Source organism: Vibrio sp. S11_S32, assembly GCF_014694465.1.
GTDB lineage: Bacteria > Pseudomonadota > Gammaproteobacteria > Enterobacterales > Vibrionaceae > Vibrio > Vibrio algicola.
Genome location: NZ_JAAUWS010000091.1, coordinates 1 through 4,300, shown reverse-complemented (window position 1 = coordinate 4,300; position 4,300 = coordinate 1). Strand labels below are relative to the sequence as shown.

The 4,300-nt window shown below is 43.7% G+C and carries 4 protein-coding genes and 2 pseudogenes; 2 read left to right on the top strand and 4 right to left on the bottom strand.

From position 1 onward, the window contains the following. Positions 1-129: 129 nt before the first annotated feature. Positions 130-1,065, bottom strand: a pseudogene (locus HC723_RS17530) (IS3 family transposase); the annotation flags it as partial. Between the two features lie 1,006 nt (positions 1,066-2,071). Here HC723_RS17530 and HC723_RS16480 point away from each other — a divergent pair. Continuing rightward, positions 2,072-2,254 (top strand): annotated as a pseudogene (locus HC723_RS16480) (transposase); the annotation flags it as partial. 14 nt (positions 2,255-2,268) lie between these two features. On the opposite strand, the gene HC723_RS16475 reads toward HC723_RS16480, so the two are convergent. Further along, positions 2,269-2,505, bottom strand: a complete 237-nt coding sequence (locus HC723_RS16475) for a hypothetical protein (protein WP_190339858.1) — start codon at positions 2,503-2,505, stop codon at positions 2,269-2,271. A 196-nt stretch (positions 2,506-2,701) separates the two neighbouring features. Between HC723_RS16475 and HC723_RS16470 the strand changes: the two genes are divergently transcribed. Then, the gene (locus HC723_RS16470; protein ID WP_190339857.1) at positions 2,702-3,160 is read left to right on the top strand and encodes a hypothetical protein; all 459 of its coding nucleotides are present in this window, start codon (positions 2,702-2,704) and stop codon (positions 3,158-3,160) included. Between the two features lie 265 nt (positions 3,161-3,425). Here the strand turns inward: HC723_RS16470 and HC723_RS16465 are convergent, their stop codons facing one another. Both HC723_RS16465 and HC723_RS16460 read right to left on the bottom strand, forming a co-directional pair. Beyond that, positions 3,426-3,701, bottom strand: coding sequence for a helix-turn-helix domain-containing protein (locus tag HC723_RS16465; RefSeq protein WP_190339856.1), 276 nt, complete (start codon positions 3,699-3,701; stop codon positions 3,426-3,428). Then, positions 3,698-4,018, bottom strand: a complete 321-nt coding sequence (locus tag HC723_RS16460) for a type II toxin-antitoxin system RelE/ParE family toxin (RefSeq protein ID WP_031418082.1) — start codon at positions 4,016-4,018, stop codon at positions 3,698-3,700. The genes HC723_RS16465 and HC723_RS16460 overlap by 4 nt, the downstream gene beginning before the upstream one ends. Positions 4,019-4,300 lie beyond the last annotated feature (282 nt).

Genomic DNA, 4,300 nt, shown 5'->3' with positions numbered 1-4,300 from the left:
GACCAAGCGTAAATAGGTGTTTAAAATGATTAGGGTCGTACATTGAAAAGCCTAACGTGATACTTTCACGTTATTGTATTCGAAAGACTTACTGCGTTGAAGTCGCAACCGAAGGTTGCTTATCTTGCTGATTTCTCCTGACCAACGTTCAGGATTTTGCTCTCGGCGTACCTCTAGGACTGCCGCTCTTTTTTGTAAGATCTCACTATCTTTACCCGCATGTCTTTCTGATGGCGTCACGTAGTTCAGTCCTCGATGTTTATGCTCATTGTTGTACCACTCTACGAACCTGTCTACCCAAGCTCTGCTCTCCTCTAAGCTTGCAAAGCCTTTCGGCGGCCAGCTCGGGACGTATTTTAACGTCCTGAACAACGATTTTACATAGGGGTTATCATCGCTCACTCGTGGGCGACCGTAAGATGGCGTCACACCAAGCTCTTCCATCTTGGCTTTCATCGTTGAAGACTTCATCGCACTCCCGTTATCCGAGTGAAGCACAAGCGCTCGATTAAAGCATTGCTCTCGCATGAGCGTTCGCTGCAAGAGCTGAGCAGCTTTTTCACCACTCTCTTGCGCATAGACTTCATAGCCAACGATTTTTCGACTGTAGATGTCTTCAATAAGGTACAGATAGTAGTGCTGGCCTCTCACCACTGCTGGTAAGTAAGTGATATCCCACGTCAGCACCTGTTTCGGTGCTGTCGCGGTATAACTGCTCGGTCTTGCCACTTTCTTGCGAGCACGTTGACGTCCTCGGTGCTCAACCTGACCTGCCTGTCTTAAGGTTCGATAAAACGTAGACTCCGAGCCTAAGTAAACTCCCTTATCAAGTAACGTAGGGACGATTTGTGTTGGAGGAAGGGTGGCGTATTCAGGCGCGTTGCATACGTCCAATATGGCTGACCTTTCTTTCTCCGTTAACTTATTCGCTGGTTCTGGGCGAGCGACCAGTGGGCGCTGATCTTCTTGGACTGCTCCGCCTTGATACCACCTTCGATACGTTCTTAGGTCGATTTCCGTTTCCAAGCATGCATTCGGTAGGCGACTGCCGTTGTCGACCGCTTCATTTCTTCTATCAATGGATGTTTGATCTGAAACCCACGTTCCTTCAATATCAAAATCAGGAACAGCGTTCATGACAACGTCTACATAAGGAGAAAATACTTTATTAGGCCAAGAGTGTTGAGGAGTGCCAATGATTTCTTTCGTGTTTCCCCATTCTATAAAAATTTTCCAAGGGTTATTTGTGTCAGTTGGAGTAACTGAGCTAACCATTTGACGGGCAACATAATTAACATGATTAAATTTAATCAAATCATTTTTTGAATAGGTTTCATTTGCATTATATTCCGGAGCATTATTTAGTTCATCTTGTGAAAATGGTTGATATGCTCCTAAAGGGAACCAAGGTTGACCGTTAGTTTTAGAAGGATTCTGATTAGCAGGATTACTTGGATCTTTATCGTGGACGTAAAATAAAGCTTCATAGGCTTGACCATCTTTTGTCACTCTATCCCCTTTATGATACGTCATCGTAGGGGAATAATCGGGTAATGGCTCATAAAGCTCCCAAGGGCTTTTTTGTCCTGGAACCCAGGAATGTTCTGCGATGTTACTCTGTGCTTGATATTCAACGTCAAAAAATGTGATTTTATCTCCTTTATTATAGGCAGTGTTGGATGAAAACTCATCAACAGGGGTCGGCGCAGGATTGATATTACAGGTATCTGGATTGCCGTATTGTGCTATTTCAGCGGACGTTGCCGCACGTTGAAAACGCCATGGATTATGATCAGGATCTTTACTTGCGTCTCCTGGACAATTATTAGCACTAACCCAGTAAGCATTAGAAAATACTTGACTGTTAAAGATGACTTGAAAAGTGTCTCCACCTTCTTGTCCGTTCCATGCCTCTAATGCAAAAGCACTCTGTGAGATAAGACAACCAATGGACAGTGCTAATGGTTTTTTTTTTATTAAAGTTCATGATAATTTATGTAAGCATCCCCTAAAATAAGGGCATTTCCATTTAGAGTTCTCACGTTTAAACTAACTTAAACGGAGAACGATTATGAAAAAATCACGCTATACAGAATCACAAATCGTTAAGATTTTGAAAGAAGTAGAAGCAGGGAGAAAAGTGTCGGACGTCTGTCGAGAATACGCTATTGCTGACGCCACTTACTATAATTGGAAATCAAAATACGGCGGCATGGAAAGCTCTGATATTAAACGCCTAAAAGAACTTGATGATTAGGATTGAAATTCCTAACCATCAAGTAACGCCACTTTTCGAGCGTGAAGTTCGTCCGCCTCGGCCATTGCAATAGCATCAACTTCCTTCTGCTCTGCGGTTTCTAGCATGTTAAGTTTTTCTTTAAGTAACATGCGCTCTTGGGCTGCGGCATCCACATCGGCTTGCTTGAATGATTTCGGAGTACATTGATCCAGTGTGGTTTTCACCTCTTGGATCATTTTTCGGATAGTGCTGAGTGTTTCGCTCATGTGCATTCGTTCCTATGTCGGGTCAAAGTGCAAAGGCGTTTGCTTTGCGTTGACGACAAGAATGCAATGCCTAAATGGCAACAACTACTAGCAAGCGGAAAATTATAGTTTTTGTCATTTTGGAAGATGTTTAATTGCTTAAATAATCAAGCCGCTGCATAGTCTTTATTCTGAACTTGAGAGCCATGGAGCCAACATGAATAAAAGAGCGAAGAAGGTCCAAAAACGTAACGCTAAAAAGAAAGCAGCAAAAAGGCAGGTAAACCAGGTTATCGAATCCGAACGCTTAGCATTGAAGGAAGTGAAACGCTATCAAGCCATGCTCACTAAAAGCGCCATCCTCGATATATTGATTAATGATCTCGATGAGTCTCCAGAGGACTGCCAGTTATACTTCGAAACCATGGAGAGTGAATTAGGCATTAACTTTGATGAAGTCACGACCAAACCAGCGGCATTAAAAATAGAAATGCTTGATGATGACGGCGTGAACTATAAAACCACTCCCTGGTATGACGTATTTATCAGCAAGATGGCTGAAAAGCACGGTGAAGAAACGGCAAGAGAAAAAGCGTGGGGGATCGCTACAGGAGTCATGACTTGCATGATGTCCGCAAATGAAATAGTGAAAGGAGAGCCAATACTTCCACTATAAACCTGAGGCTTCAGGCCCGATATTTTGGTAGACATTATGCACATTATGGTAAATAGCCATTTTTGCTATCAAAAATAACGCTTTTGCTCTCAATCCTTTCGTTAAGGCGTGTTTTTATCACTCTTTGATGCACTATCACGGTCTTTATCCGCTGAAACTTTGCGACACTTTTCGTGCAACAAATCGCCCAAATGAACGACTATACGATAGGCATAAAAAAGCCCCTAAAAGGGGCGTTTTTCATAGTTTTCTATCTCGGCAGCGCTTAAGCGTGTTTAAACCCTAGATCGAGTTTGAAACCACAAGCATGAGCATAGCTGACTAGGGTTTTAAGGCTTGGGTTTGCTCGACCAGACTCCAGGCGCGAAATATTCGGCGCTCGCGTTCCCATCTTCTTGGCCACTTCGTCCTGAGTCAGTCCCGACTTTTCTCGCATGGTGATCAGCGTGCTAATCAGTTCAAACTCATCGCCCAGCTCGTCATACGCCGCTTTCACCTCTAGGTTCTCAAAGGCTTTCTGTTTCAGTGCTGATAAACTCATCGTTTCACCTCTTTCATTCTCTCTCGAGCCAGTTCGATCTCTTTCTTTGGAGTCTTATTCGACTTCTTCACAAAAGCTCTAAGCACATAAACATGCTGACCTTTTAGATAACAAAACAAGCCTCGACCGATCCCCTCTTGTGCTTTGGCTCTGATCTCAAACAGGCCATCACCCATCGACTCCGTATGTGGCGGCCCCAGATTAGCACCATGCATTTCAATCAGCTCCAGGAGCTTAATCATTCGTGCTTGGATTTTTGGCGGCATTGATAGGATCTCATCTTCAACACCGCTATGAAAATCCACTTTCCAAGCCATTCGTCTTTACCGTTCTTGTTATCATATATGATAGGTCATATTACCACCACTTGCACGAAGTTCAAAACCATACATCACACTCACCCCCCTCGCAAATTCACTCAACGAGAGACGGCTCACTCTCCTGCGCTGAGAAGCGCGATCAGAGTCGAGAGGGTTCTGTCGCAAAGTTTGACTGAACTACGGTAAAATACCGTAGTTCTTACCAATCGGATGTTCTCATTATGTTTAAAGGCTGTCAGTTTCCGTCCGCTATTATTCTTCTCTCCGTACGTTATTACC